Raw genomic sequence first — 24,618 nt, forward strand, 5'->3', positions numbered from 1 at the left:
CCATGCCGCCCCCTCCTCCCGCGGTATTCTCGTTTTTCCCGCCTCGCTGTCAGCCGGTAATTTGAATGAGCAGCTAGTTTTTTGAGAGCGGCAAGCAGGAACAGAGTTCCAGGGGTGCCGGTCTTGGCCGGGAGCAGGGGAGCAGGTTATATTTGCGTTCAATGGGGCCGACAACCTGACCGGTGAAAAAGAGAGGGGAGTGACATGAACACACAACTGGCCGCCAGAGCGCGGAGTCTGAAGCAGTCTGAGATCAGGGCGATGACGATCCGGGCTGTCGAGCAGGGCGGGGTGAACCTCGCGCAGGGCCTCTGCGAGCTGCCCACGCCGGATGAGGTCAAGGAGGCCGCCTGCCAGGCTATCCGCGACGACTGCAACACCTACGCTCCGCTCAACGGCAAGCCGGCCCTGAGAAAACAGATCGCGGCGATCGCGAAAACGTTCAACCGGATCGACGCAGACCCGGAGAACGAAATCACGCTCACCAGCGGAGCGACAGGGGCGTACACCTGCGCGCTGCTGGCCCTGCTGGAGGTCGGGGAGCGGGTGATCAATTTCGAGCCGTTCTACGGTTACCACGTCAACCTGCTGCGCACCCTGGGGTTCGAGCCGGTGTTCAGCCGCATGGAGCCGCCCGGGTGGGAGATCGATTTCGGTGGCCTGAAAAAGATGCTGGCCGACGGCGCCCGGGCGATCGTAATCAACACCCCGGCCAATCCCTCGGGCAAGGTTTTCTCGCGGGACGAACTGCTGAAAATTGGCGAGTTGTGTGCTGAATACGGCGCCTGGGTCATCACCGACGAGATCTACGAGTATATCACGTTCGACGGCCACGAGCACGTGAGCATGGCTTCGCTGCCCGGGATGTTCGAGCGCACGGTGACTGTCTCCGGGTTCAGCAAGACCCTGGCGATGACCGGCTGGCGGCTGGGCTGGGCCTCGGGGCCGGCGGAGGTAATCGGCAAGATGGCCCTGATCAGCGACCTGCTCTATATCTGCGCACCCCATCCGCTGCAGGAGGGAGTCTCGCGTGCGCTGGAGGCGCTGGGGAAGGACTATTTCAGCGCCCTGGCCACCTACGACACCAAGCGCCGACTCCTTTCAGGCGCCCTGGAGAAAGCCGGGTTCAGGCCCCTGCCGTTGCAGGGAACCTATTTCATGCTGGCCGGTTACGGCGGGATCTACGGAGATATCAGCTCGACCGAAGCGATGGAGCGCCTGTTCACCGAACACAAGATCGCCAGTGTGCCGGCGGCGAGTTTCTTCTCCGGCGGCCACGACCAGAGTTGGCTGCGGCTGTGTTTCGCCGTGCGCGAGGAGAACCTTAACCGGGCCGTGGAGCTGCTGGGGAGCAGTTGAGCAGTATGCTCACCTGCCAGCGTACAAGCTGTCCAGCATGGCGAATGTAGTCAGCAGTACGTGTAAGAAGTTTTCGATTGATGCTTAAAGTATCACATGTCTTCCCATTCTTCATCGATTCGGACTGCTTTTGATCTACACTTATTAAAAATTGTATGAAATGTAACCGATCCTTTTGGGGATGTGAATAAGAAGCAAGATGGTCCTGACATGCCTTGATCTGGTTGGACTGTTGGAGGTAGATTTGCTATTTCAGTGGAGAACACACTCAGATTGGTACCTATTCCAAAACAGGCCCTGTTTATGGCATATTCATCCCAGTATAGTATACTAAGGAAAAACAGTTTAAATTGATTTGTCGGATCGGCAAAATACCAACCCTCGCCTTCAATAAATACTTCATTCCAGCCATGTGAAGTAATCGAATATTGAAATCTTTCTTTTTCTGATATGGGTAGTGTTATTCCATAAATTGAGCGGGCAGGTATTCCGACTGAACGACATAGCGCTGTCAGAAGGTTTGCTTTATGTCCACAAACACCTGATTTATTTTTAAGACATTCAAGTGCGCTCCTGGATGAGGAAGATATGATTCCTGCATAATCTATTTCGTTAAATACATATTTGAATAAAGCTCGCACCTTTTCCCTCGGGTTATCAATCCCTGAAACGATTCCCTCAGCGGTCTCGCGAATCATTGCGTTATCGGACTCGATCTCAGGTTCCGGAAGCAAATCTGAGGAAACTACAACCTGATCGCGCCATTTGTCTGTTTTCCTGATCTTTAATTTATAGCTATATACGACTTCAAGTTCCTCTCCAGGGGCAACAGACTCAAAGCCGCGTACTTTAAAGCGATTGTTACCAGCTGTTACGACATCCAGGGACTCTGGTTTGATATCTTGCAACTGTGCTTTCTGCCTAACATTGTTTAGAGGTATTTGGATATATAATTCTTGAGGTGTTAAAGCAGAATCGGCTGGATTAAACACAACTATTTTTTGCTCAACATTATAGGCACCGTATTCGGGTGGATGGGACAACTCCCACCACGCTCCCACAACTATTACAACAATAAATGTAGCAACGATGGAAGCGAATACGATCAGTGTTCTCTTTAATATTTTTTTCATTTGATGTTCCCTTCATTAATTTGATATCTCCGCACTGCAGTAATCTTGTGCCAGTAACTGATCACGGGTATTCAGTTCCGATTGCTTAATCAGGTTGAGTTTCAGTACTGACGCCCGGTTGAGTCCTCTCAACCAGGCGCTACGTCTGATGTACAAATATAATTATGCAAGAGGTTGGGCGGTTACTTGTCCCTGTTCACCCCGGCGGCTATACATCAACCAGCCGAGAATCAGCAGTGCCACGCTTGATGTTATGAACGCCGCAAACAGCATAAAATGTATCGACCATCCCATAGTAAAAGGCGGTAGCTGTGAAACTTCGAACTTGTAACTGCCGATAACACTTTTCTCGATCACATCGATCTTAAATGATTTTCCCGCTTTGAAAGGAGTGTCTTTTACAGGAAAATAGCATGTAAAATTACCCGCCGCACCCATAGTGTTTAGGTATTTACCCTTGTCATCGTAAAGTGCAATATCCACTCTGCCCTGCTTAAAATTGGATGAGAGCCGGTAAAACAAGTTGCCGGAATCCCGGACGAAGTCCAGTGAATAAGGTTTGCTGGTTGAACTTGCTTCGCTGTGCTCCGCGGTAACTGTCCGGATGACTAAAGGCTTCATCCTGCCATGGATAATCAGGGACTGCAGAGACAGGAGTGAGATCAATACCAACGTGATAATTACAGTCGTTTTATACATCGGATCGCTCCTTGCAAGGATAATAGAAATTTGAGATCATGCTTCAACAGATACCGTTTCTTTATGTACCTTCACTGTCCTGGCGGCATTTCAGCTAGCCTGTACTCCTGTTTAAGAAGCTGTTCACGATAATTCAATTTTGACTGCTTTATCAGGTTGGCTACCATTTTGGCTATACCCAGCACAAGTATAGCAGTTCCCAAGGTGGCAAAAATGGGATTGTCCGTTCCACTGGTCAGCATCACAGCCCAGGCTCCGATGCAGCCGTAAAAAATGATACCCGCTGCAATGTTGCCATGAGTCCTGTATTTATAGACTCCCTTGATGATGACCATGGTCCCCAATATGCTCAGTGAAATTAATGCCACACCAAGAATACCTGCAAAAAGTCGATATATGTCGACTATGGTCGGATTGTAAATGACCTGGAACAGGCATCTCAGGCCGATTATGTACAGGATTGCAACTTTAACGATGTCTAAAACTTTTCTACCGCCTTCAATTTTAACTTCCAGCATGTCGTCCAGCTCCTTCCGGTATTTTTCCTGCAGATCGGGGTTTAGACTTTGCTGGGAGAGCAGCCTGTCGGCGAAATTCATCTCACGATCAGCCATCGGCGCCCCCCTCACGCTCCAGGATTTTCTTCAACGCCCGCTTTGCATAATGCATGCGAGATTTGATCGTACCCGCCGCCAGTCCTAGGATAACTGCTATTTCTTCTATCGAAAACTCTTCGAGAAAAAACAGGGTCAGCGCCTCACGGTGAGCCAGGCTCAGCTCGGCCAGCCCCCGGTGGACCAGCTCGGCGTTCTCGAAGCGGAGGTCGTTATCGTTCTCCACAATCGGGTCCGTATCACCATCTGTTTCCCTGGCTGATAAATCCCTGTCGTTTCGCCTTAGATGATCCAGGGCAGTGTTGCGCGCTACCCGGTAGAGCCAGGCCGTGAGAGTGCCGGTGTTTTCCAGCTTACCCAGGCCGCCGAGCACTTTGACCCAGGTCTGCTGCAACAGGTCCCAGGCGTCCTGCTCGTTGTCCACAAACCGCCGCAGGAAATAAAACAGCTTGTCCTCCCAGAGAGCTGCCAGTTCGGAGAAAGCTCCCCGGTCGCCCTTGCGGAAGCGGATTACCAGCAGCTCACTGTGAATTGTGCGGCGGTCTCTTTGCAAGCGTTATCCCTGGAATGGTTTCATTTAAAAGACGGAAATCAAGACGTCAGGGTTCAATCTAATTGTTGGATTTTTGAGCCATTGGATGGGAGGTCACTTATTCGGAAAAAGATAGTGCCGGTACATTTGTTTCAGCCGGGAGGTTTTCAGCTACAGACTCTCCAGCACCTCGCGGGCGAAATCCTGCAGGCTGCTGTCGCGGGCGCCGAGAACCAGAACAACATCGCTGGAAGAGGCCTCAGAGGCAATAAGCTGCAAAATATCCGCGCGGCGCTCGAAATAGCGGGCGTCGCGGCCATTTGTGCGTATGTCATCGGCGAGCTCGCGGCTGGAAATATCCCTGGTTGCTGTCCCGCCGGCGTAGTAGATCTCCGGCAGGATCAGGAGGTCGCGCTGGCGAAGGCAGCGGCTGAACGTCTCGATCAGCTCGTCGCGGTGAAAGCGGGTGGGGCCGTAGCCGTGGGGCTGGAACACCACAAGCAGCCGCCCCAGCTCCGGCCACTGGTCGAATACGCCCAGGACCGCCTCGATCTTGGCCGGGTTGTGCGCGAAATCGTCGATCACTTGCACTCCCTTGCGCTCACCCACGAGCTGGAACCGGCGCTCGACCCCGCGGAATTCCGGCAGCGCCCTGGCGAATCTGTCACGCTCCCCTCCCAGCGCCTCGACCGCGGCCAGCGCGCCCAGCACGTTGTAGACGTTGTACAGCCCCGGCAACGGGTTTTTTACCGTGGTATCGCCGACCGTGAATTCCGAACCGAAAGTACGCAGGGAGATATTTGTGGCCCGGATATTAGCCCGGTCGTTTTCGATCCCGAACAGGATTTTCTCCGCCGGGGCGGCGGACAGATCGAGCCGCATGGTGTTGGGGCAGTCGGCGTTGAGCGCGAGCGCCCCGGAGGTATTGGCGCAGAATGCCTGGAACATCGGCAGAAGTTTGTCCAGCTCGTGGTGGTCCCGGTCGATATTGAGCACCACGCCGACCTCGGGAGTGTAACCACTCACCGTGCCGTCGCTCTCGTCGGTCTCGGCCACGTAAAGATCGCTGTCGCCGGCGAGGCAATTGCCAGTGGTCGGGCCGCCGATAAAGTTCACCGGGGCGGCTCCGCCGATAAAATTGGGACTGAAACCGAGTTCGGCCAACACCCAGGCGGCCAGACCGCTGGAAGTGGATTTCCCGCTCGTGCCGGCGAAACACACTCCCCGATGGGAGTTGACAATCGCCTGGAGCAGCTCCGGGCGGACGATTACCGGGATGCCGAGTTCAGCGGCGCGGGCGAAGTCCGGCGTATCAGGCTCCACCGCGGCCGAGACAACCACCGCGTCCAGGCTGTCGGTTACGCCGGAGCCGTCCTGGGGAAACAGCGCGATATTCTGGGATTCGAGTCTGGCGAACAGTGCTGGATTGCCGCCGCGGTCGCGGTTGCGGTCGCTGCCGCTTACCTTGGTCCCGCCGCCGGCCAGCAGCTGGGCCAGCGCACTCATCCCGCTGCCGCCGATTCCGCTGAAAAATATATTCTGCAGTTTGTCCAGTTCGAGACTCATCCCGTTAGATCCGTTAAGCAGTTTTGTTTCGTGAGCTGACTGTAAAAAACCTGTCGAACAGCAGCGCCGCAGCGACCGTGATCGAGCAGCCGACGAACACGTTCCAGGTCCAGGCAAGAGAGGTGAACGCCAGCACAAGCGCTATGCCGGCAACCCCGCAGGCCGCCCCGAAAATCACCGGGCGCTGGCCTTTGATCGGGGAGAACAGGCCGAGCAGGAACAGAGCCAGCAGGGGGCCGTAGGTGTAGCTGGCTACTTTCAGGCCGGTCTCCAGCACCGAGCCCCACCCGCCGGCCATCAGGGCCACACCGGCCAGGGCCGCGCCCCAGAACACCGTGAACGCCCGGCTGAGCCCCAGGTAGTTCTCACGGGGCCGATTGCCGCCGCTCAGCGGCCGGATAACATCCATCACGGTGGTGCTGCTCAGGGCCTGGATTCCCGAGTCGAGCGTTGACATCGCCGCCCCGAACATCGAGGCCACCACCAGCCCGGCGGCTACCGGCGGGAAGTGGTTGATGATGAAATGCAGGAAAATCCGGTCGGGGTTTTCGAAGGCGACCGACGGGGGATTGAGCTGGTAATAGTAGTAGAGCAGCACACCGATCACCAGGAACAGCAGGAACTGGGGGATGATTATCACCCCCGAGCAGATCAGCGCCTTCCGGCCCTGGCTCAGACTGCGGCTGGTCAGCAGCCGCTGGGCCAGCATCTGGTCCGTGCCGTGGGAAGCCATCCCGTGCACCGTCCCGCCGATCAGCCCGGCCCAGAGCGAATACATGTCGCCGGGGTCGAACCGGAGGTCGAACAGGCGCAGCTTGCCCTCGGCCGCCGCCGTGGTGAACACTTCGCCCGCGCCGCCGGGAAACATTCCGACCAGCAGCCACAGCGCCAGCACGCCGCCGCCGAGCATGATCGCCGCCTGGAGCACATCGGTCCAGATCACCGCGCTGATCCCGCCGGCCCAGGTGTAGATTATCGTCACGACCGCCAGCACCACGATCGCCCAGGCAACCTGTTCGAGGCCCAGCACGGCCGCCAGCACCAGCGCGCCGGCGTACAGCCTGACTCCACTGCCCAGCACCTGGGTGACAAAGAACAGCCCGGCAGCGATTCCCCTTACCGCCCCGCCAAATCTGTCGGAGAGGAAACTGTAGACCGTGTACGTGTCCCGTTCCAGAAACGCGGGCAGGAACCAGGCGGCCAGCAGAATCCTGGCCAGCAGGAAACCCAGGGCGAGCTGGAGGAACTGGAGGTCGCCGGCGTAAGAGAGCGCGGGCACGCCGATAAAGGTGAGCACGCTGGTTTCGGTGGCGACCACCGAGAGACAGATCGCCCACCAGGGGATGTTACGGTTGCCCAGGAAATAGGCCCGGCTGTCGGTCTGGAACCGGCTGAGCCAGATGCCGAATCCGGTAATGACCGCCAGGTAGATCAAGATCACCGTGATGTCGACTGCCGAAAGTCCCAAGCGGCTTCCCGGGTTGGGGGTTGGAGCGGTATGAATGACGTGGGTATAAATATGGGGCGGCAGCGGACGGGCGCAATATTATTCGCAAGAACTGACCGACAAGTGGATGGGGGCTCAGGCCTGCTTGGTCTGCTCGATATTCTTGGAGGAGGGTTTCTCGCGGTAGGCCTTGATCAGCGACTGGTAGGTTTCGAGAAAGCTGTCCAGGGCCTCGAGAATGTTTTCGATTTCCCGGACCTTGAAATCGACGATACAGTCGCGGCGGAACTCGTAGTTGCCGTACTTGGTGAAAATATAGTCGAACAGCAGGCGGATCGTGGCCAGCTTGTCATGGACGTCATCGCTGAAATTGACCACGTACTTGGAGGATTCGAGATTGACCATGGCTTTCTGCAGGTCAAGATACGCTTTCTGGCTGTCGGCCATGTCCCGCTCGACCTTCTTCATGGCATCTCCAACTGAATTATATATAATGCAACAACCATATTCTAATATACTAAGATAATTGTTGCTGTCAAGTTCCCCCGGCTCTTTTCTCTCTTAGGTTATACACTAAAGCAGTCTCGCTGACAACCTATTTTTTTCAGAGCGCGGCCGCAGGCAATTCCCGTTTTACCGGTGTTTGCGGCCAAGTGATTGGAACATCAGGTGTTGCATTGCAGAACCTTGGCAGGAGCGGATTGAAGGAAGTTGACAGGAGAGTTCAACCCGGGGGCCGGACAAGAAAAGACCGCCGGAAACCGGCGGTCTTTTACTTGATTTATCGATCCGGCACAGGCGGGGTGAAAATCAGCCCGGCAGCATGACGAGTTCGTGCTCCGGGCCGCAAAAAGCCGGCTGGGGTATACCGGCCGACACCACCGCCGGAGCAAGCTCAGCACTCTGGGTGAAAAAAGTGGTGGAGCAGTGTTTGCACACCATGCTGCGATATCCGTGCGAGGCGGCGCCCTCAAAAAACGTGTCGAAACTTTCTGCCTTCAATGCCCCCAGATCACAGAATTTGCACATTATACCTCCACTCGATAGAATTTTTTCGTAAATAAGCCTCCTGATTAATTAATCGACCCGGGTGGAGATGGACTTTAATAAAAGGAATGGAGCAACCGGCCGGGTGAGTTTGTTAAGTGGAGCCGATAAAAGTGCTGCGGAGACAAAGCCGGCTTGAGAGGAGCGTCAATCGATTATTACACCGATTCGCTCGAAGCGGGGCAGGAACATCCGGCGGTTCCAGCTGAAATAGAGGATCACCGGCCGTCCCTTGATCAGCTCCTCGGAGACGAACCCCCAGTAACGGCTGTCGCTGGAGTAGTCCCGGTTGTCGCCGAGGCAGAAATAATGGCCCTCGGGAACGTAGAGCGGACCGAAATTGTCGCGGGTGGGAGCGTAGTTGCCGCCGTGACGGCGATGTCCTTCCTCGGTGAGGTAGTTCCGCTGCCAGGCAAACCGTGAACTGCCCGAACTTCGTCCCCGGGAACGCTGGATATTCGGGTCCGCGTTCTGGACATATGCCTCGTCCTGCTGAACTCCGTTGAGATAAAGCACCTTGTCATGCATCTCCACCGTATCTCCGGCAACCGCCACGCAGCGTTTGACATAATCCAGGGAGCGGTCGAGAGGGTACTCGAAAACCACGATATCCCCGCGCTCGGGAGAATCGTAGCCCGGAATCCGGAAACTCGGCAGCTCGGTGCCGACAAACGGGATGCGATGAGGAGTGCTGGCGCCGAAGGCCAGCTTGTTGACCAGCAGGAAGTCGCCGACCAGCAGCGTTTTCTCCATCGATCCGGTCGGGATCTTGAACGCCTGGACCAGGAACGTGCGGATAATCAGGAACAGCAGCAGAGCCAGCCCGATACTTTTAGCCCATTCTTTCAATGCGAAGGAACTCCGGATAATTTTCAAATGAAAAAGCGGGCGCCGGCCGAAGCCGGTCCCGCCTGGCGATAATGCGATCTAGCTCAGCGGTCCGTCGATACCCTGCCCGGTCAGTCGTTAGTTGAGGAATGACTGCAGGGCCCGGCTGCGGGAAACGTGGCGCAGACGGCTGATCGCTTTTTCCTTGATCTGCCTGACACGCTCGCGGGTAATACCCAGCACCGAGCCGATCTGTTCGAGCGTCATCGGTTCCTGGCCGCCGAGGCCGAAATAGAGGCGCAGGATTTTGGCCTCGCGCTCTTTGAGCGTACTCAGCGAATTCTCGATCGCGCCGGACAGGGCGTTTTCGAACGCATTTTCGGCCGGGTCGCGGTTGTAGTTGTCCGGCAGGTAGTCCAGCAGACGGTTGTCCTCGCCGGGCGTAAGCGGTGCGTCGAGCGAGAGGTACGACTGACTGATCGTGAGGGTCTTGCGCACTTCCTCGAGGCTGATATCCATCCCCTCGGCGATCTCCTCGACAGTCGGCTTGCGGCCCAGTTCCTGGGTCAGACGGTTGCTTTTCTTGCCGATCTTGTACAGGGTGCCGGCCCGGTTGAGCGGAACGCGGACAATCCTGCTCTGTTCGGCCAGAGCCTGGAGGATGGCCTGCCTGATCCACCAGACGGCGTAGGAGATGAACTTGATACCCTTGGTCTCATCGAATTTATGGGCGGCGCGGATCAGGCCCACGTTGCCCTCGTTGATCAGGTCGGCCAGCGACACGCCCTGGTTCTGGTATTTTTTGGCCACGCTGACTACGAACCGCAGGTTGCTGCGGGTCAGTTTTTCCAAGGCTTCCTGATCGTTTTTGTGGATTCTTATCGCCAGCTGGATCTCGTCCTCGCGTTTGAGCAGCGGATAGTTGCTGATCTCCTTGAGATACAAATCCAGCGAACCCTCATCGAAATAGGATTTTTGGGACTGGCTTGCTTTCATCTAGTTCGGCTCCTTGGATTTAATCAACTCGAAATAGGAGTTTCTGACGTCATACGAGTACGATTTATCGGAACCGGCGGCCGGCACCGTCGGATCGCAGCCTCAGTCGATCAGGTGACCGATCCGGTCAAAGCGTGGGATCAGTTGGCTGCTGTCCCAGCTGAAATACAGAATCACGGGCGTTCCTTCAATCAGCTTGCGGTCGACGAACCCCCAGTAACGGCTGTCGCTGGAATGGTCGCGGTTGTCTCCCATGCAGAAATACTGTCCCTCGGGCACGGCCAGGGGGCCGAAATTATCGCGGGTCGGGTGATAATCCCCTTCCCGGCCGCACAGGTAGTCGTACTGCCATTTGAAATTGCCGGAAAAGAACGTGTCCTCTCCCTCACGGTAGATCGTGGGGTCGAGGTACTGGGCGTAGGGTTCGTCCTGAGGCACGCTGTTGATATACAGCACCTTGTCCCGCATTTCGACAGTATCGCCCGGTACGGCCACGCAGCGCTTCACGTAATCCAGCGAACGATCGAAAGGGTATTCGAACACGACGATGTCGCCCCGCTGGGGCGAATCGTAGCCCGGGATCCTTAATTCCGGCAACTCCACCCCGAGCCACGGCAATCTGTGCGGGGTTGTCGCGCCGTAGGCCAGCTTGTTGACAAGCAAAAAATCACCCACCAGCAACGTGTTCTCCATCGAGCCGGTGGGAATTTTAAAGGCCTGGACAAAAAAAGTGCGGATCAACAGAAACAGGATAAAAGCTAAACCCAGGGACTTAACCCATTCCTTCAAATTCAGACTCTCCAGTAACGATTCACTGCCGGCAATGTTACCGCATAAAAAGCCAGCTACGATTCCGGCAGCCGCTACGAAAAATTTATCAACGGACCAAGCTAACCCGGTCCTCACAAAACCCAACTGTTAAAACCTATAAATTTAATATAAAACAGGCTGTTTGTCAATCCCTTATTTGATTGCAAGGCAGGGTGTTTTACTCCACCGTCCCGCGGAGGCTGCGGCTGAACTTAAGCTGGGCTACTTTCCGCTCCGGGATGTCGATCGGCTTGCCGCTGCGGGGGTTCCGGCCCTTGCGCGCGCTGTGCACTGCGGTGGAAAACGTGCCGAAGTTCTTCAGTGTCACCTTGCCGCCATCGGCCAGCGCGCTGCCGATACTTTCCAGGAAAGATTCCACCAGCTGTTTGACCGTCCGGCTGTCACGGCCTGTTTTTTCAGCGACACGCATTACAAGATCTGCTTTGGTCACGTTGGGACTGGGGACCATCAGGCGTTCGGCCGGGAAGGCCTCCAGTTGCTTCTCCAGTTCATCGCGGCTCAGCTTGGTGGTTGCGACCAGCAGTTGGCCGAGCCTGAAATGGCTCCTTTCGGCTTCTTCCCTGAGCCGGGTAATCTGCTGTTTGGTCAGCAGGCCCAGAGCCAGGGCGGCATCGGTAAAACTCTCGTCGGACTTGTCCATGTGGTCCAGGATTTCTCCAACCTGCTTGAAGCTGATCATTTCCTGGGCCAGCGCGGTAGCCCCGAGGGTGTCCTCCAGTACCTCCTGCAGCAGCAAAGCTTCCTCGATGTCAGCCTGGGTTACCTTGCCCATTCTGACCAGGTATTGTCCAAACAGCTCCTTAGCCATTTTTTCTCCGGCGGGGAAAGTATCCTCAGGCAGCGGAAACCCTCACTGCCCTGACGGGATTGCGCTAAGACTTTACCATAAATTCATGGAGCTTGTCAAGTTATCAATCGATAAATCTTTCGCCTCCTCGACACCAGCCGCCAAACCGGAAGTGGAGCTGGCAATGCGTTGGTCCGGTTATATTTACAATCGAGTCGCAGCATTGTTCCATCACCGGCTAAAACTCTGTCCGCTGCCTTGAAAAACAGTCCGGTTGCATGGCGGATGATGGATAATTATATTTCCCCGCACGGTAACTATCGGCCGGAGGCGAGAGAACTTTGGCAGATTCGGTTTCAATGATAAGTGCGGGAGGCGGAAGAGATGAGCCAGCATTACAGACAACTGATAGTCGGCAGCGGAGCGGCGGGCCTGAGTGCGGCAATCTACTCGGCGCGGGCCTCGCTCGAACCGCTGGTGTTTGAAGGCAACCAGCCCGGCGGCCAGTTGACCACAACCACCGAAGTCGAAAATTTTCCGGGCTTCGAGGAGGGTATCCTCGGGCCGCAGTTGATGGAGATCATGAAGAAGCAGGCCGTGCGATTCGGCGCCAGCTTCGCCAGCCGGAATGTCAGCGGGCTGGAGCGTGACGGCGACCTACTGAAGCTTACCGCCGGCGGTGATCTTTACACGGCGGACAGCCTGATTATCGCCACCGGGGCCAGGCCGAAAATGCTGGGTCTGGAGAACGAGAAAAAATTCATGGGCCGGGGCGTGAGCACCTGCGCCACCTGCGACGCTTTTTTCTACCGCGGCAAGGAAGTGACCGTTGTCGGCGGCGGGGACAGCGCTATGGAGGAGGCCGGGTTCATCAGCAAGTTCGCCACTAAGGTCACCCTGGTCCATCGCCGCGACCAGCTCCGGGCCAGCCGGATCATGCAGGACCGCGTGCTCAGAAACGAGAAGATCGATGTAGCGTGGAACACCGTGGTCGCCGACGTGCTGGGCGATGAGGAAAAAGGCGTTTATGCGGTGATGCTGGAAAACGTGAAGACCGGCGTGAAAACCGAGCACCCCACCGACGGCTTCTTCCTGGCGATCGGCCATATCCCCAACAGTGAGCCGTTCGAGGGCGCGATCGACCTGGACGGCGACGGCTATATCCTGGTCACGGGAGGCACCGCTGCCAGCATGGATGGCGTGTTCGCCGCGGGCGACGTGGTCGATCACGTCTACCGCCAGGCGATTACCGCCGCCGGCATGGGCTGCATGGCCAGCCTGGATGCCGAGAAATATCTGGCTGCTTTGGAATAAACGGCCTTGAATTGAAAAAGCCCTCCCCGGCAATGGGGGAGGGCTTTTTTTGTTGTGCTGGCTAACCGGACCGTGTCCTACTCAGGGAAGTAGTTATACTCCTCCTCAAGGTCCAGTAATTCGATAGCCTCACGGCTGGGTCTTGGTTTGAAATCCGCCGTTTCGTAGTATTTCCCCTGTTCCCATTTGAGTTCTTTCCCTGAAATGCGCGGGTCGTCCGTAGCGCTTAAATACTCGTTCAAGGCGTTCGACAACTCTTCCCTTTGCGCCTGGCAGTCCGCCGATTCGGCGAGATTGTTCATCTGGTCAGGATCGCTGCGCAGATCGTAAAGCTCCTCCTCCGGACGTTTAGCGAAAGCCAGGTCGAACAGCGGCTTTATCTCCGGCTCGTCTCGATGGGCCAGCAGGTGGATTTTTGTCGGGGCCGGGTAGTGCAGCATGTGGGCATCGCAATCGCCGAACAGCGGCGGGTCGCCGCCGGGCCAGCGCTCGGGCTCGTAATTCCTGATATAGAGGAAATCCCTGGTCCGGATCGCCCGCCCCGGATAGCCCAGGCCGTTCATGCGGCACAGAGCATGCCGTTCCCTGGCGGTAAACACGCGGTTCCTGGCTGGATCGATCCGGCCGGAGCGGGAACTGAAGAGCAGATTGGTCAGACTTCTGGCGGTCATCTCAGCGGGAACGGGAACTCCGGCGATTTCCAGAAACGTGGGGGCGAGATCGTTCAGGTTGATAAGATCGTCCACGGTCCTGCCTTCCTGAATCTGCCGCTGCCAGGAGAAAATCAGCGGGATCCTGGTGCCGAAATCGTAAAGGTTCGCCAGGCCTCGCGGCATCTGCCAGCCGTTGTCGCTGCAGATTACGATCAGGGTCTTTTCCCGTTGCCCCGAGGCGTCGAGCGTGCGGAGGATTTCGCCGACCTCGGCGTCGAATTTCTGAATTTCAAAATAATAATCGCAGATATCCCCCCGCACCGCGTCGTTATCCGGCAGGTAGGAGGGCACCTCCACCTCGGCCGGGTCCATCCCTGATCGTTCTCCCGAACCGAGTTCATACGGCCTGTGCGGGTTCTGGCTGCTGAACCAGTAACACCACGGCTGATCGGAAAGATTCTTCTCCAAAAATTCGCCGAAGGAATTATACGTTCTGCCGCCGTGATTGTATTCACGGCCGCTCTCGGCGACACTGCCCGGCCCCCAGCCCTTGCCCTGGGAGCCGACATGGTACCCTGAAGCCTCCAGCAGGTCGGTGTAAAAGGGGAACATATCCGGCAGGATTCCCCACAGATTAGCACCTTCTTCCAGCCGCCAGATATCCTGCCCGCTCAGCATGCCCGCCCGCGCCGGACTGCACGACGGGGCGGCGCAGAAAGCATGGCTGAATTTCACTCCCTGGGCCGCTATCCTGTCGATATTCGGCGTTTGCACCACCCGGTCACCATAACATCCAAGGTGGTTCCACGAATGATTGTCGGACATGAGCAGCAGGATGTTCGGGCGCACTTTTTTGTTCCCGGCCCGGCAGGCCGGTCCCAATACCAGCAGGGGCAGCACGGTTTTAAGCATTTGGCGACGGTTCAAGCTCATGGTCCGCTCCTAGCCGATAAGATACCATAGCTCAACTGCGGGAGTGTTTCGCTTCCCAATAATACTAATTGAAACTGATTTATCAACGAAATTTCACTCTCTGTGGTTGCAGCCAGACATGTGTACGCTTGCTTAAACCTGCAATTCGGCAACTCCTGCGGCTTGCCGTGTGGTATCCAGACTGTTTTCAACTGGTTGTGATCGGGGGGAAAAGAAGCGGGGTACTCGGACGTCCCGGTGCAGGTGCGGACTTTATTACTCAGCGAATCTTGTCCATGTTCCTGTGGATCTCCAGCAGCTTGTACTGATTGTCAGCGCGTGATTTGAGCACGGATGCCACCCGCGCACGCTCTGCGCCGCCGTAGCCGTTGAGGTCCATCGCCTCGTTGAGGAACGCCAGTTTCTCGGCGACCCCGGCTGTGGCCTCGCGGGCGGCGAGCCTGTCGATATAGCGCGCGGTCATCTCACTGCTGGTCACGAGATCCGCGAACGCGGTCATCTGCCCATGGTTCAGGATTTCCGCCAGCAGCCCGAACAGCGCTCCGGCCATCACGTCCGGCTCACGGGGAGCCAGCTTGTAGTTGGCCATTTTACGCACTCCGGCTCTCCCGGCGGACTTCCCTGCCGCGCGAGCGGGCCTGCTGCCTGCGTTCCGGCGGCCGGCGATCCTCACCATTTCGGCCGTCAGCAGCACGGCGCCAAGCAGGATCAGGAACCAGATTTCCACGGCCATCTCTCAGCTCTCCTGTCAGCAGATTTTTCCATCGCCTGAACACAACTACCCGGCCGCCTGAGCTCGCCTGCGGCGCAACCGTGCTATTCGCACAGCACGGCCGGCGGCTGCCGGGATAACAAGCAAGATTCATTCCCGCCGCTGCGCACCGTGCGATTGCAGTTGTGCGCGGGGATGTTCATTTATATTATACGTGTCAATCCGCCGAAACAGAAAATATTAATTTGCCATGCACGGGAGTAACAGTTGAGCGGCAACCGTAAAAAGTTCGAGAGCCTGAAAGCAAGCATGATCGGCGCGCACCCCGACGACTGCGAGCTGAAAGCCGGGGCCACGGCCGCGCTGTGGGCCGGGCAGGGAGCGAGCGTGCAGTTGTGGGAAATGTTTCTCTGTTGAGCTGGAGTCTCAACGGGATCTTAGCTTAAAGTAAGCGAGGAGGAATGCGGTGAGAGTGATCATGATCGGGGCGCACCCCGATGACAGCGAGTATTACGCGGGCGGGACTGCCGCCATGTGGGCGGCCTCGGGCGTGGACGTGCAGATTGTCGCGATCTCCGGCGGCGACGCCGGCCATCAGAGTGAGGGCGGCGGCGCGCTGGCCCGCCGGCGGGCGATTGAGAGCAGGAAGAGCGCGGAGATTCTGGGTGTGAGCTGGCGTACGCTCGATTTCCACGACGGCGGGGTTATCCCCAGTATCGAGGTGCGCGAGGCGGTGATCCGCGCGATCAGGGACTGGCAGGCGGATATCGCGATTTCCCACCGCCCCAACGACTACCACCCCGACCATCGCTATGCCGGGATGGTCATGCAGGATGCGGCCTACCTGGTGGCCGTGCCCAATATCTGCCCGGATACCCCCCGGCTGGAGAAAAACCCCGTGTTCATGTACTTCCTCGATGAGTTCCAGAAACCACAGCCGTTTCGCGCCGACGTGGCCGTGGACGTGACCGGGGTTATGAAAACCAAGTACGACGCCCTGCATGCGATGGACAGCCAGATGTACGAGTGGCTGCCCTGGATGGACGGCCGCCTGGATGAGGTGCCCGACGATATGCCGGGCAGGCGCGCCTGGCTTGAAACTTACCTCGGCCCGGACTTTGTCCGCTGGACAGACAACCACCGCGAAGCCCTGGCCGAACGCTACGGCGACAGCTACGCGGCCAAGGTGAAATTCGGCGAGAGTTTCGAACTCTGCGAGTACGGCCGCCAGCCCACCCGCGATGAGCTGTGGGAGATGTTTCCCCGCTGAAGATGTTATTCTACCCGTGCGGACCGCCGGACCGGCCGCCCGCGACTGGATTCATTACAGCCGACAGGAGTTGGAGCGATGATGAAGCGGATTACCGTGAAACTGAGCAGACTGGCTGCGCTGGCGCTGGTACTGTCCCTGCCGTCGTTTACCGCGGCCCAGACCGTTTACCGGGGCGGCAAGGCGCCCGGGTGGACGGGCGAGGAGCTGCGGGTAATCATGATCGGCGCACACCCGGATGACGCCGAGGTCAAGGGCGCCGGGACCGCCGTGCTCTGGGCGAAAGCCGGGGCCAAGGTGCAGCTTGTGGCGGTGGCCAACGGCGATGCGGGCCATCAGAGCGAGGGCGGCGGCGCACTGGCCCGCAGACGCGCGGCAGAGAGCAGGCGCAGCGCCGAGATCCTGGGCGTAAGCTGGCGCACCCTGGGGTTCCACGATGGCGAGCTGGAGCCGACCCTGGAGGCGCGCGAGGCGGTGATCCGGGCCATCCGCGAGTGGCAGGCGGATATCGTGATCACCCATCGCCCCAACGACTACCACCCCGACCATCGCTACACCGGCGTGATTGTCCAGGACGCCGCCTACCTGGTGGCCGTGCCCAATATCTGCCCGGAGACACCCCGCGTGGAGCACAACCCGGTGTTCATGTACTTCCGCGACGGGTTCCAGAAACCGAATCCGCTGAGCGTTGACGTGGCGGTGGATGTGGACCCGGTGATGGACCTGAAATGGCGCAGCATAGATGCAATGGACAGCCAGATGTACGAGTGGCTGCCCTGGATCGCCGGCTACCTGAGCGAGGTGCCCGCGGGCAAGGCCGCCCGGTTCGAGTGGCTCAAGGGCTGGCGCGGCCCCGGCATGCGCAGCTGGACCGACCAGGGCCGCGAGACCCTGGTGGCGCGCTACGGCAAGGCCCACGCCGATAAGGTGGAGTACGCCGAGATTTACGAGCTCTGCGAGTACGGCCGTCAGCCCTCGCGCGAGGAACTCTGGGAACTGTTTCCCAAATAACCGCGTACGGGGAGTACCCCTCGCGCACTTTCGCTTTTCTAGATATTATGTATGGGCGGACCCCACCGGTCCGCCCGTTTGTTTAGCTATTCGGTTTTCAGCTGTTCACCAAAGGAGCTGGGAGATGGACAGAACTTTTGGATTCAGACGGATGCTGGCCGTTGCATTCGTGCTTGCCTTTGCAATGGCCTCCGCTGCCGCCGCCGAGCCCCTGCGGGTGATCCTGGTGGGCGCGCACCCGGATGACGCCGAGTACGCCGGCGGGGGCACCGCCGCGCTCTGGGCCGAGGCCGGAGCGGAAGTCATGCATGTGGCGGTGACCAGCGGCGATGCGGGCCATCAGAGCGAGGGCGGCGGCGCGCTGGCCCGCCGCCGGGCGGCCGAGAGCAGGCGCAGCGCGGAGATTCTGGGCGTAAGCTGGCGCACCCTGGGTTTCCACGACGGGGAGCTGGAGCCGACCCTGGAGGCCCGCAAGGCGGTTATCCGGGCCATCCGCGAGTGGCGGGCGGATATCGTGATCAGCCACCGCCCCAACGACTACCACCCCGACCATCGCTACACCGGCGTGATTGTCCAGGACGCGGCCTACATGGTGGCTGTGCCCAATGTCTGCCCCGAGACCCCACGCCTGGAGAAAAACCCCGTGTTCATGTATTTCCGCGACCGGTTTACCAAGCCCTACCCGTTCAGCCCGGACGTGGCTGTCGATTTCGGCAGGGTGGTCGATAAGAAAATCCGCTCGCTGGCCGCCATGGAGAGCCAGCTTTTCGAGTGGGGACCGTGGATCGGCGGTGGCGACCCCTCGGCTGTTCCGCGAAGCGAGCAGGCCAGGATAGCATGGATGAAGGACGACTGGGTTCCCGCCCGCACGGGCCGCGACAACCCGTTTTACGACCTGCTGGTGGCGCGCTACGGCAAGGCCCGGGCCGACAAGGTGAGCTACGCCGAGGCGTTCGAGCTTTGCGAGTATGGCCGCCGTCCCTCGCGCGAGGAACTCTGGGAACTGTTTCCCAGGTAAACGTGCATGTGGTGCGCCTTCACATTTCCTGATATTATGCAGGGGCGGATCCCGTGTGGCCGCCCTCTAGATTGGAATCAGATGTCTAACTGTTCCCGAAAGGATATGCCGATGAACAGGCCGGCCGGATTCAAACGCCTTATCGCTGTGGTTTTCGTCCTGGTGTTCGCTTTGGTCTCGTATGCAGCCGCCGAGCCCCTGCGGGTAATCATGATCGGCGCCCACCCCGACGACTCCGAGGGCAAGGGCGGAGGGACTGCCGCGCTCTGGTCGGCGGCGGGTGCGAAAGTGCAGCTGGTGTCGGTGACCAACGGCGATGCAGGCCATCAGAGCGAGGGCGGCGGCGCACTGGCCCGCCGCCGGGCAGCCGAGAGCATGCGCAGCGCCGAAATTCTGGGCGTAAGCTGGCGCACCCTGGCGTTCCACGACGGGGAGCTGGAGCCGACCCTCGAGGCGCGCAAGGCGGTGATCCGCGCGATCCGTGAGTGGCGGGCGGATATCGTCATCAGCCACCGCCCCAACGACTACCACCCCGACCATCGCTACACCGGCGTGATCGTCCAGGACGCGGCCTACATGGTGGCCGTGCCCAATATCTGCCCCGAGACCCCGCGCGTGGAGCGCAACCCGGTGTTCATGTATTTCCGCGACCGGTTCACCAAGCCCTACCCGTTCAGCCCGGACGTGGTGGTGGATATCGGACCCGTGATCGAGAAGAAGGTGCGGGCGATAAGCGAAATGGAAAGCCAGATGTTCGAGTGGGGACCCTGGATCGGCGGGCGCGACCTGAGCACTATTCCCACCGGCAAGGAGGAGCGGTTCCAGTGGATGATGTCCCGGCGGGGCCGGGCGCGGGTGGGGGCGGAGAACCCGTATTACGAGCAGCTGGTGGCGCGCTACGGCAAAGCGCATGCGGACAAGGTGGGCTACACCGAGGCGTTCGAGCTCTGCGAGTACGGCAGGCGGCCCAGCAGGGAAGAACTTTGGGAGTTGTTCCCGAAGTGAGAAATGAGAGAAATTATTATCAACTACGGTTCCCCGGAGCTTCACCCGAGGTTAACCGAATTAATTTCTTTGATTTATAAATACTGTCGGTATAAAGTGCAAAGATTATTTTAACATGAACCAGAAAAACATTGTTATTAATGATTAGAGCGCTTAAGTTGGCATGAAATAAAAGAATCTCTTGCTTAAGGCCAGAAAAGGCGAAAACCGGACATCGAAATTGAGGAACAGGCCTTAGGAGTTTCTTTTAACTTTTATAAAGTTAATATTTTGACGAGAGCACCACGAACTATCCAAGGTTTTTCTTAATAGTTTAGGACCGACGCACGAGCAAGGCAGGCTAAAATTCCTTAATCGGTTTTGCGTAGCTTAACAGGCAGAGTGAATAGATATTTATAGCAAAAAGGCAAAGCGATAATGATACGCATTGAGATACTGACAGTCTTTCTTACAATGCCCCTTACTGTGGCGGTCATGCAGTTCATGACTAACCCCCAGAAGGATCTGTGCACCCTTGGCATTTTTCTGTACTTCGTCATCAACAGCATTCGATTCTTCCAAGGAGATGTGAATCTCTATGCTGATCTCAGTATTTCACAGAAGGACGACCTCGCTGCCAGCCACAATGCAGTTTCCTTCTTTATAGGGGTAGCGTCGAAGTTTTGTTTCCTCTTGGCGGCTTACTGCATTGCGGATAGTGTTGCGTTTTTTGCATATAATGGTCTTTGTTACTTGTTTGACTTATTTTGGCTTACGATTCTCAATCGGACGGTAGATCCGACTAAACCCCGTGGAGGACACCTGCTTGGGCTTTTCAAGAGTTGGCTAATACTTGACGGGATTGAGGCAATTATTTCTTTTGCTATGTCAATCGTAATCTACAAATTGAGTTATGATCCTAAACCAAAGGAATACCTGGAGATTGGCACACTTGGTGTGCTTGGTCTTCTTTTAGCCATTGATTACTTGTTCAACGCGCGACACTATTTCCAGAAGCGAAATGCACAGCAATAGGAAAGAATCGTGAGAATTGTTGTTGTTGACAATTTGCATCTTGACCCTGAGAACCGTCAGCGGCTTAAAAATCTAGGCGAAGTAGTGATATACAAAAATGATACTTACAATCAGGAACAAGTCATTCAAAGATTGCAAAATGCCAATATAGGCTTGATTCTATTTTCAAGAATAACTGATAGAGTACTTACAATGTGTCCCGATCTCAAAATGTTATCTTTGTGGTGCTCAGGTACCGACCACATTGATTTGACATCAGCTACAAAGCATCGTGTTCTTATCTGCAACGTACCGGGATATGCGGAAGTTGCAGTGGCTGAACACGTTTTCGCAATGATTTTGGGGATTCTGCGGCACATCCCTCAGGCGGATAAACATGTTCGAGATGGTCAATTTAATTGGTCGGCTTTTTGTGGGCACGAATTGTGCGGCAAGACACTGGGTATTTTCGGGTTGGGAAAAATTGGCTCTTGTTTGGCTCGTATTGCGCACGGTTTCGGCATGAAGGTAATCGCTTGCTCGAAAACGCACAGGAAAAGAAAAGAAAACGAATTAGGAGTGACCTATGTTTCTATGGATAACCTCCTTCGTGAGAGCGATGTTGTCAGCGTGCATGCCGCTTTGACTTCAGAAACAGAATCAATCTTTGGAGAGCCTGAATTCCGCAAAATGAAATCCTCTGCTTTGTTTGTGAATACGGCTCGTGGGGGAATTGTAAAATATCCAGAGCTTGCAGACGCATTGATGCGTGGTGAGATAGCCGGAGCATGTATCGACGTATACTCTCATGAACCTCCTTCAGAGGAAGTGAGCTTATTTTCTCCGCTTAATGTCATCATGACACCACACATTGGTTATAACACTGAAGAGGCTGTTCGAAGATGCACGACGGTTTGTGTTGACAATGTGGAACGCTTTCTGGCTGGCCAACCATTGAATAACGTCAACGATCTGGAGAAAGGTTGCTAACACAGGAAGACTTTGATTAAAAAAGGTGTTCACCCATGTCAGTCGGCGTTTATTAATCAATCACTACCTTGCTTTTTTTAAATCCATAATACTCATCCGTCCTGTGGGCAACGAGCCCCTCACCCAATCTTCTCCATCCCCCGCATATACGTTCGCAGCACCTCGGGGACTCTCACTGTCCCGTCGGGGTTCTGGAACGTTTCCAGGATCGCGATCACGGTGCGCGGCAGGGCCAGCCCGGAGCCGTTGAGCGTATGGACATACTCCGGTTTTTCCCGCGGCCCGGCCCGGAAGCGGATCCCGGCGCGGCGGGCCTGGAAGTCCTCGAAATTGCTGCACGATGATACCTCCAGATAACGCTCCACTCCCGGCGCCCAGACCTCGATGTCGTAGCACTTGGCCGCGGCGAAAGATATATCGGCGGTGCACAGACTCAGCACGCGGTAGTGCAGGCCCAGGCGCTGGAGCATATCCTCGGCGTTGCCCAGCAGGGTCTCGAGTTCATCGTAGCTCGTCCCGGGCCGCACGAATTTGACCATCTCCACCTTGTCGAACTGGTGGACCCGGAACAGCCCGCGGGTGTCCTTGCCGTAACTGCCGGCCTCGCGGCGGAAACAGGGGGTGTAGGCGGTGTAGCAGATCGGCAGGCTGTCGCCGTCCAGGATCTGTTCGCGGTGGATATTGGTCACCGGAACCTCGGCGGTGGGGATCAGGAACAGGTCGTCGCGATCAATCCGGTACATGTCCTCTTCCATCTTCGGCAGCTGGCCCGTGCTGGTCATGCAGTCGCGGTTGACGATAAACGGCGGCGAAACCTCGGTATAGCCGTGTTCGGTCACGTGGACGTCGAGCATCCAGTTGATCAGCGCCCGCTCCAACAGCGCGCCGTCCCCGATGAACAGGCTGAACCCGCTGCCGGCCAGTTTGGCGGCCGCACCGAAATCCGCCAGCCCCAGTTGCTCGGTCACCTCCCAGTGGGGCTTGGGCTGCCAGGCCAGGTCGGGTTTCTCTCCCCAGGAGCGGAGTTCGACATTGTCCGCCTCGCTGCTGCCGACCGGCACGCTTTCGTGGGGAAGATTGGGCACTTCCAGCAGCAGGCTGTCCAGTTCCCGTTCCAGATCGGCCAGTTCGGTATCCATCTCCTTGATCCGGCCGGCCACCTCGCGCATCCGCTCGATCAACTCCCTGTCCGGTCCGCCCTGTTTCTTGGCCGCGGCGATCTGCTGGTTGGCCTGGTTGCGCTCGGCCTTGAGGCTTTCGCTCTCGGCCAGCAGGCCTCGGCGTTGCTCGTCGAGCGCCAGCAGGCGGTCGAAATCGATAGCGACCTGCTTGTTGGCCACGCCCCGTTCAACCGCCTCGCGGTTCTGCCTGATATACTTGATATCGAGCATTCGTAGCTTACTCCCTGTGCCGATTGGTTTGCGTAAGGTTATTTCCAGCGGCAGCGGCTCAGGCGCCCTGGGGGATTTCCACGACATGGCCGCCGGGCGGCGGGCTGGCGAGCAGACCCTTGAAGACGTGCTCCAGCCTGAGCGCCTGTTCGCGGCGGCTGAAATTTTCGATTACGAAGCGACGGCCGTTTTCGCCCAGCCGGCGGCATAGCTCGCGGTCCTCGTAGAGCTGGACTATCGCATCGCTCATCTCGTAGAAATTTTCCGGCGACACGTAGACCCCCGCCTCGGCCTCCTCGAATATCCTGCGCGCCTCGCCGTCGACCGAGAGGATGATCGGTATGCCGCAGGCCATGAAATCGAACATTTTCGACGGGATGAACGTGTCGAACACGGTATCGTCCTTGAGCGAGACCAGCAGCACGTCGCTGAGGTTGAGATAGGGCGTAATCCTGTTGATCGGGACCTGGGAGTGGAAGAACACGTTGTTCAGGCGCAGTTCGCGGGTCAGATCGATCAGGCTGCGTTTTACCGGCCCTTCGCCGATCATCAGCAGGGCGATATCGTCGTAATGGCGCAGCAGCTTTGCCGCGTGCAGGGTGGACCACAGGCCCTGGGCGATACCCAGCGTACCGGCGAAGGTAACCACGAACTTGCCGTCCAGCCCCAGGGATTTCTTGAGATCCTTGTCGGTTTGCTGGGGCACGAACAGGTCGACCACGGTCCCGTTGGGGATATAGTGGATTTTCTCCCGGCCTCCCACCTTGTTGCTGATAAAGTCGCAGAACCCGCGGGTGACCGCCACGATCGCATCGGCGTTATTGTACAGGATCTGCTCGATCTTCTCGGCCATCTCCACTATCCGGCGGTTGGAAAGCTCGCCCAGGGCCGTGGCCGCGGCGGGCCACAGGTCGCGCACATCAAGCACGAACTTGCCGCGTTTGAAAATCGACAGGAGGTAGCCGCTCACGCCAACGAACAGCGGCGGGCTGGTGGCGAAGATGATGTCGTACTTGCCCCGGAAATACAGCCCGGCGAAAAAGCTCATCACCATGTAGGAGAGATAGAACAGGATGCGGTTGGCGAAATTTTTCTTCTCCCTGGCCCAGACCCAGACCCGGATCACCCTGATCCCGTCGTACTCCTCCTCGATGAACAGCTGGCCCTGGTATTTCTCGTGGACAATCCCGATCGGGTGGTTGGGCACCTCGGTGATGACGGTTACATCGTGCCCGTGGTCGATCAGGTTGCGGGCGAACTCGTGGATTCGTGTCTGGGTGGCGCCCACCTCGGGGTAGAAATACTGGGTGAGCATCAGGATTTTCATCGAGCCGCCTGGAGCCAAGGAATTACCTGCCGTGTGACGGAACTGCTTCTGTTGTGGATGGTTAAGTTAACCGACGCCGCCGGGCTTGTCAATGCGGATGGAGGCTGGGGTCTCTTGCATGGCCGGGAGACATGATTTATTTTCGCGTTAAGTATTTTCATT

24 protein-coding genes are annotated in these 24,618 nt (G+C 57.3%); 8 read left to right on the top strand and 16 right to left on the bottom strand.

Annotated elements, in window-relative coordinates; genetic code table 11:
* The first annotated feature begins 204 nt into the window (after positions 1-204).
* Positions 205-1,359 (top strand): aminotransferase class I/II-fold pyridoxal phosphate-dependent enzyme, encoded by a 1,155-nt coding sequence (locus FVQ81_03405; protein ID MBW7995622.1) that lies wholly within the window; start codon positions 205-207, stop codon positions 1,357-1,359.
* Between the two features lie 92 nt (positions 1,360-1,451).
* Here FVQ81_03405 and FVQ81_03410 read toward each other — a convergent pair whose 3' ends face one another.
* From FVQ81_03410 to FVQ81_03465, 12 genes are all read right to left on the bottom strand, one after another.
* A complete protein-coding gene (locus FVQ81_03410; GenBank protein MBW7995623.1) occupies positions 1,452-2,492 on the bottom strand; it encodes a transglutaminase domain-containing protein in 1,041 nt (346 codons plus the stop codon).
* Positions 2,493-2,654: 162 nt separating this feature from the next.
* Positions 2,655-3,191 carry a hypothetical protein gene (locus tag FVQ81_03415; protein MBW7995624.1) on the bottom strand — a complete coding sequence of 179 codons (537 nt, stop codon included), beginning with the start codon at positions 3,189-3,191 and terminating at the stop codon, positions 2,655-2,657.
* 71 nt (positions 3,192-3,262) lie between these two features.
* The gene (locus FVQ81_03420) at positions 3,263-3,805 is read right to left on the bottom strand and encodes a hypothetical protein (protein MBW7995625.1); all 543 of its coding nucleotides are present in this window, start codon (positions 3,803-3,805) and stop codon (positions 3,263-3,265) included.
* Positions 3,798-4,358, bottom strand: coding sequence for an RNA polymerase sigma factor (locus FVQ81_03425; GenBank protein ID MBW7995626.1), 561 nt, complete (start codon positions 4,356-4,358; stop codon positions 3,798-3,800). The genes FVQ81_03420 and FVQ81_03425 overlap by 8 nt, the downstream gene beginning before the upstream one ends.
* 150 nt (positions 4,359-4,508) lie before the next feature.
* On the bottom strand, positions 4,509-5,903 hold the full coding sequence (locus tag FVQ81_03430; GenBank protein MBW7995627.1) for a UDP-N-acetylmuramate--alanine ligase: 1,395 nt from the start codon (positions 5,901-5,903) through the stop codon (positions 4,509-4,511).
* 13 nt (positions 5,904-5,916) lie between these two features.
* Positions 5,917-7,434, bottom strand: coding sequence for a sodium/solute symporter (locus tag FVQ81_03435; GenBank protein MBW7995628.1), 1,518 nt, complete (start codon positions 7,432-7,434; stop codon positions 5,917-5,919).
* Positions 7,435-7,485: 51 nt separating this feature from the next.
* The gene (locus tag FVQ81_03440) at positions 7,486-7,818 is read right to left on the bottom strand and encodes a hypothetical protein (GenBank protein MBW7995629.1); all 333 of its coding nucleotides are present in this window, start codon (positions 7,816-7,818) and stop codon (positions 7,486-7,488) included.
* Between the two features lie 342 nt (positions 7,819-8,160).
* Complete coding sequence (locus tag FVQ81_03445; GenBank protein MBW7995630.1) at positions 8,161-8,379, bottom strand: hypothetical protein; 219 nt, start codon at positions 8,377-8,379, stop codon at positions 8,161-8,163.
* Between the two features lie 165 nt (positions 8,380-8,544).
* Positions 8,545-9,264 (bottom strand): signal peptidase I, encoded by a 720-nt coding sequence (gene lepB / locus FVQ81_03450; protein ID MBW7995631.1) that lies wholly within the window; start codon positions 9,262-9,264, stop codon positions 8,545-8,547.
* Between the two features lie 99 nt (positions 9,265-9,363).
* Positions 9,364-10,221 (bottom strand): sigma-70 family RNA polymerase sigma factor, encoded by an 858-nt coding sequence (locus tag FVQ81_03455; protein MBW7995632.1) that lies wholly within the window; start codon positions 10,219-10,221, stop codon positions 9,364-9,366.
* Between the two features lie 102 nt (positions 10,222-10,323).
* On the bottom strand, positions 10,324-11,025 hold the full coding sequence (lepB, locus tag FVQ81_03460; protein ID MBW7995633.1) for a signal peptidase I: 702 nt from the start codon (positions 11,023-11,025) through the stop codon (positions 10,324-10,326).
* A 184-nt stretch (positions 11,026-11,209) separates the two neighbouring features.
* A complete protein-coding gene (locus FVQ81_03465) occupies positions 11,210-11,860 on the bottom strand; it encodes an HU family DNA-binding protein (GenBank protein ID MBW7995634.1) in 651 nt (216 codons plus the stop codon).
* Between the two features lie 363 nt (positions 11,861-12,223).
* Here FVQ81_03465 and trxB point away from each other — a divergent pair, with 363 nt between their 5' ends.
* Positions 12,224-13,153, top strand: coding sequence for a thioredoxin-disulfide reductase (trxB, locus tag FVQ81_03470; protein MBW7995635.1), 930 nt, complete (start codon positions 12,224-12,226; stop codon positions 13,151-13,153).
* Positions 13,154-13,230: 77 nt separating this feature from the next.
* Here the strand turns inward: trxB and FVQ81_03475 are convergent, their stop codons facing one another.
* Positions 13,231-14,718 (bottom strand): sulfatase, encoded by a 1,488-nt coding sequence (locus FVQ81_03475; protein MBW7995636.1) that lies wholly within the window; start codon positions 14,716-14,718, stop codon positions 13,231-13,233.
* 280 nt (positions 14,719-14,998) lie between these two features.
* Positions 14,999-15,472, bottom strand: coding sequence for a hypothetical protein (locus FVQ81_03480; protein ID MBW7995637.1), 474 nt, complete (start codon positions 15,470-15,472; stop codon positions 14,999-15,001).
* 445 nt (positions 15,473-15,917) lie between these two features.
* Here FVQ81_03480 and FVQ81_03485 point away from each other — a divergent pair, with 445 nt between their 5' ends.
* The 6 genes from FVQ81_03485 (at position 15,918) to FVQ81_03510 (ending at position 21,738) form a co-directional block, all read left to right on the top strand.
* Positions 15,918-16,721, top strand: coding sequence for a PIG-L family deacetylase (locus tag FVQ81_03485; GenBank protein MBW7995638.1), 804 nt, complete (start codon positions 15,918-15,920; stop codon positions 16,719-16,721).
* A gap of 81 nt (positions 16,722-16,802) precedes the next feature.
* On the top strand, positions 16,803-17,732 hold the full coding sequence (locus FVQ81_03490; GenBank protein MBW7995639.1) for a PIG-L family deacetylase: 930 nt from the start codon (positions 16,803-16,805) through the stop codon (positions 17,730-17,732).
* Positions 17,733-17,856: 124 nt separating this feature from the next.
* Positions 17,857-18,750 (top strand): PIG-L family deacetylase, encoded by an 894-nt coding sequence (locus FVQ81_03495; protein MBW7995640.1) that lies wholly within the window; start codon positions 17,857-17,859, stop codon positions 18,748-18,750.
* Between the two features lie 111 nt (positions 18,751-18,861).
* A complete protein-coding gene (locus tag FVQ81_03500; protein ID MBW7995641.1) occupies positions 18,862-19,755 on the top strand; it encodes a PIG-L family deacetylase in 894 nt (297 codons plus the stop codon).
* A gap of 417 nt (positions 19,756-20,172) precedes the next feature.
* Entirely contained in the window at positions 20,173-20,769 is a 597-nt protein-coding gene (locus tag FVQ81_03505; GenBank protein MBW7995642.1) for a hypothetical protein, read from the top strand.
* Positions 20,770-20,775: 6 nt separating this feature from the next.
* Entirely contained in the window at positions 20,776-21,738 is a 963-nt protein-coding gene (locus FVQ81_03510; GenBank protein MBW7995643.1) for a glycerate dehydrogenase, read from the top strand.
* 119 nt (positions 21,739-21,857) lie between these two features.
* On the opposite strand, the gene serS is transcribed toward FVQ81_03510, so the two are convergent.
* Both serS and FVQ81_03520 read right to left on the bottom strand, forming a co-directional pair.
* Positions 21,858-23,129 carry a serine--tRNA ligase gene (serS, locus tag FVQ81_03515; protein MBW7995644.1) on the bottom strand — a complete coding sequence of 424 codons (1,272 nt, stop codon included), beginning with the start codon at positions 23,127-23,129 and terminating at the stop codon, positions 21,858-21,860.
* A gap of 58 nt (positions 23,130-23,187) precedes the next feature.
* The gene (locus FVQ81_03520) at positions 23,188-24,456 is read right to left on the bottom strand and encodes a glycosyltransferase family 4 protein (protein MBW7995645.1); all 1,269 of its coding nucleotides are present in this window, start codon (positions 24,454-24,456) and stop codon (positions 23,188-23,190) included.
* Positions 24,457-24,618 lie beyond the last annotated feature (162 nt).

It is taken from the genome of Candidatus Glassbacteria bacterium, assembly GCA_019456185.1.
GTDB lineage: Bacteria > Gemmatimonadota > Glassbacteria > GWA2-58-10 > GWA2-58-10 > JAJRTS01.

Coding starts and splice junctions, on each gene's coding strand:
- FVQ81_03405 (MBW7995622.1), top strand. CDS start 205: ATGAACACACAACTGGCCGCCAGAGCGCGGAGTCTGAAGCAGTCTGAG.
- FVQ81_03410 (MBW7995623.1), bottom strand. CDS start 2,492: ATGAAAAAAATATTAAAGAGAACACTGATCGTATTCGCTTCCATCGTT.
- FVQ81_03415 (MBW7995624.1), bottom strand. CDS start 3,191: ATGTATAAAACGACTGTAATTATCACGTTGGTATTGATCTCACTCCTG.
- FVQ81_03420 (MBW7995625.1), bottom strand. CDS start 3,805: ATGGCTGATCGTGAGATGAATTTCGCCGACAGGCTGCTCTCCCAGCAA.
- FVQ81_03430 (MBW7995627.1), bottom strand. CDS start 5,903: ATGAGTCTCGAACTGGACAAACTGCAGAATATATTTTTCAGCGGAATC.
- FVQ81_03440 (MBW7995629.1), bottom strand. CDS start 7,818: ATGAAGAAGGTCGAGCGGGACATGGCCGACAGCCAGAAAGCGTATCTT.
- FVQ81_03445 (MBW7995630.1), bottom strand. CDS start 8,379: ATGTGCAAATTCTGTGATCTGGGGGCATTGAAGGCAGAAAGTTTCGAC.
- FVQ81_03455 (MBW7995632.1), bottom strand. CDS start 10,221: ATGAAAGCAAGCCAGTCCCAAAAATCCTATTTCGATGAGGGTTCGCTG.
- FVQ81_03465 (MBW7995634.1), bottom strand. CDS start 11,860: ATGGCTAAGGAGCTGTTTGGACAATACCTGGTCAGAATGGGCAAGGTA.
- trxB (MBW7995635.1), top strand. CDS start 12,224: ATGAGCCAGCATTACAGACAACTGATAGTCGGCAGCGGAGCGGCGGGC.
- FVQ81_03475 (MBW7995636.1), bottom strand. CDS start 14,718: ATGCTTAAAACCGTGCTGCCCCTGCTGGTATTGGGACCGGCCTGCCGG.
- FVQ81_03480 (MBW7995637.1), bottom strand. CDS start 15,472: ATGGCCGTGGAAATCTGGTTCCTGATCCTGCTTGGCGCCGTGCTGCTG.
- FVQ81_03490 (MBW7995639.1), top strand. CDS start 16,803: ATGAAGCGGATTACCGTGAAACTGAGCAGACTGGCTGCGCTGGCGCTG.
- FVQ81_03495 (MBW7995640.1), top strand. CDS start 17,857: ATGGACAGAACTTTTGGATTCAGACGGATGCTGGCCGTTGCATTCGTG.
- FVQ81_03500 (MBW7995641.1), top strand. CDS start 18,862: ATGAACAGGCCGGCCGGATTCAAACGCCTTATCGCTGTGGTTTTCGTC.
- FVQ81_03505 (MBW7995642.1), top strand. CDS start 20,173: ATGATACGCATTGAGATACTGACAGTCTTTCTTACAATGCCCCTTACT.
- serS (MBW7995644.1), bottom strand. CDS start 23,129: ATGCTCGATATCAAGTATATCAGGCAGAACCGCGAGGCGGTTGAACGG.
- FVQ81_03520 (MBW7995645.1), bottom strand. CDS start 24,456: ATGAAAATCCTGATGCTCACCCAGTATTTCTACCCCGAGGTGGGCGCC.